At 63.7% G+C, this 2,545-nt stretch carries 3 protein-coding genes and 1 pseudogene; all 4 read left to right on the top strand.

What is annotated here, in order from left to right:
• Window positions 1-518: GntR family transcriptional regulator (locus EN984_RS30835; RefSeq protein WP_164765764.1), on the top strand; the 518-nt coding region annotated here is incomplete at its 5' end.
• Window positions 519-625: 107 nt separating this feature from the next.
• The gene (locus tag EN984_RS30830) at window positions 626-1,219 is read left to right on the top strand and encodes a biotin transporter BioY (RefSeq protein ID WP_127268974.1); all 594 of its coding nucleotides are present in this window, start codon (window positions 626-628) and stop codon (window positions 1,217-1,219) included.
• Window positions 1,216-1,659 carry a DUF1284 domain-containing protein gene (locus EN984_RS30825; protein ID WP_127268973.1) on the top strand — a complete coding sequence of 148 codons (444 nt, stop codon included), beginning with the start codon at window positions 1,216-1,218 and terminating at the stop codon, window positions 1,657-1,659. The genes EN984_RS30830 and EN984_RS30825 overlap by 4 nt, the downstream gene beginning before the upstream one ends.
• 257 nt (window positions 1,660-1,916) lie before the next feature.
• Window positions 1,917-2,545: pseudogene (locus EN984_RS30820) on the top strand (hypothetical protein); the annotation flags it as partial.

Below are 2,545 nucleotides of genomic sequence, written 5' to 3'. Positions count from 1 at the left end.
TTGGTCGCCTCCTCGGCGAGATCGAGAATGGCCGATGTCAGGTGCGGCGCGGCGTGCGCGTCGCGTCTTTCGATCTGGGCGAGGTCAAGGAGGTCGCCGAAATGCGCGCCGCCCTTGAGGTGCTGGCGCTGCGCCACGCCGCGCCGCACCTGACATCGGCCATTCTCGATCTCGCCGAGGAGGCGACCAAGGCCGGCGACAAGTCCCGCGATGTCAGGTCGTGGGAAGAGGCCAACCGCGCCTTCCACCGCTTGATCCTGTCGCCATGCGGCATGCCGCGCCTGCTCGCGACCATCGACGATCTGCACGCGGCAAGCGCCCGTTTCCTGTTCGCGGCATGGCGGTCGGAGTGGGAGACGCGCACCGATCAGGACCATCGCGCGATCCTCTCCGCCTTGCGGCAGGGAAACACCGAATCCGCGGCCGTCACACTGGGGCGGCACGTCCAATGGATTGGCCGCAAGCCGGTCAGGACGGCCTCCGGGACGACGCGCGAAGCTTTTGCCATCGTAGGTTAGTCGGCCTCCGCCAAAGCCAGGGCTTGCAATCTCCAGGGAAGTGTGGATTCGATAATAGATCGGAAAGAGAAATTATCTATAATTTTCAATCGATCAAAGGAATCCCAATGACAGACGTCGCATTCTCCCCCGGCAAGCCGTCGTTCAGTCCGCTCCGGCTCCAGGATCGTTCTCTTGCCTGGCAGGTTGGAGCCGTCGTGCTTGGCACCCTGTTCCTGGCGCTGGCGTCCTATATCGAGGTGCCGATGGTGCCGGTCCCGGTAAACATGCAGACCTTTGCCGTGACCCTGATCGGCGCGCTCTATGGCTGGCGGCTTGGCGCGCTCACCATCGTCGCCTGGCTGGTCGAGGGTGCGGTCGGCTTTCCGGTTCTGTCCGGAGGGGCAGCGGGTGCGGCGCATTTCGTCGGGCCGACGGGTGGCTATCTCTTCGCCTTCCCGCTTGTCGGCGCCTTGGTCGGCTGGCTAGCAGAACGCGGCTGGAACGGCAAAAGGGTGATGCTTGCCTTTGTCGCCATGCTGCTTGGCAACCTTGCCTGCCTTGTGCTGGGCACAGCATGGCTTGCCGTCATGATTGGAGCCGAACAGGCCGTTACCTTCGGCTTCCTGCCGTTCATCGTCGGCGGCTTGCTCAAGTCAGCGCTGGGTGCCGCGACCCTCATGGCCTTTCCCGGCGGCAAGGCCAAGCCGGCCAATCCGTGACGATCAAGCTGCGCGCCCATCATCTCCTTTGCCCGCTCACCTATGTGGGCAAGGGATACAGCCCCGCCTTCACCGCCAATTATGATCGCGTCGCGGAGCGCCTGAGCCGGGGCGAGGACATCCTCCTCGTTTCCGGCCCCGACGATGTCTGCGCTCCATTGCTCGACGAGCCGGAACCTCACTGCCTCAACGAGAGCGTCGTCGAGCGGGACCGGCTCGCCGCGCTGGATGTAGGAGAATTGCTGGCGCGGCCAATCCGGGTCGGCACCCACCTCGATCTCGACACGGGGACCTTGGCCCGGATGCGGCAGGCGTTTTCGGCTGGCCTTGTACGCAAGGCCTGCGGCGGCTGCGAATGGAACGAACTGTGCAGCACGATAGCGGCCGGTGGATACAGCGACACGCTGGTGCAGCGGTCCGCCGCGCCAGCCGAGGGTTGATATTGGCCCCGAGCCTTAGCGGTCGAAGCCGAGCTCAAGGGTCGAATCTGCGATATCTTCGGCGCCGCGCAGGGCCAACACCGAAATTCAAGACCGGAAAACTGGTGCCTGTCGCCATGATTTGTTAATCGGGTGCCCGGATTGTGAATTCGAGGCGGATTGAAGCGCGACCCCAAAAAGGCCATGCTTTGCCTGGAAAGATCGAGTCTACGCCGATCCCGCTGATGCGGAGATGGCGCCTGGCTGAAAGGGATATGATGCGGCAAGGACGTGCGCGCTGGCTGACAAGGCTGGCAATTGTGACCGGCATGGCGATCTCGGCTTTGCCGGCCTATGCCAAGCAAACCACCGAACCGGTCAAGATCACGTCGTTTTCGGGCGCTTATCTGGCGGCCCGGGTCGCCGAGGGCGACAACGACCTCGACAGGGCCATCGCCTACTACAAGCAAGCATTGGCCTTCGACCCGAGCGACACCGGCCTGCAGCAGAGCCTGATGCTGTCGCTGATCGCGCAAGGGCGCTTCGACGAATCCCTGGTCTATGCCGACAAGCTCAAGGAAGTGCCTGACGTCGAGCGTTTCTCGCGCTTGGCGCTCGCCGTCGATTCCTTCCACAAGAAGGATTTCACCAAGGCGCAGTACTGGCTCAAGCTGTCGCTGGAATCCGATCTCGACCGGTTGATCTCCGGCGTGATGTCCGGCTGGGCGCAGCAAGGCGCCGGCGAGCCTGCCGATGCGATGGCGTCCATCGACAAGCTGCAGGGGCCGGATTGGTTCGGCCTGTTCAAGTCGTTCCACCGCGCCCTGATCGCTGATGCATCCGGCATGCCCGAAAAGGCCGAGGCGATCTATGCCGCGACCATGCAGGATACCGCCGCCGGCGGTGC

This window comes from Mesorhizobium sp. M7A.F.Ca.CA.004.12.1.1 (assembly GCF_003997835.1).
Lineage (GTDB): Bacteria > Pseudomonadota > Alphaproteobacteria > Rhizobiales > Rhizobiaceae > Mesorhizobium.
The sequence above is the reverse complement of the archived record's forward strand: the minus strand, read 5'-3'. Positions and strand labels throughout refer to the sequence as shown.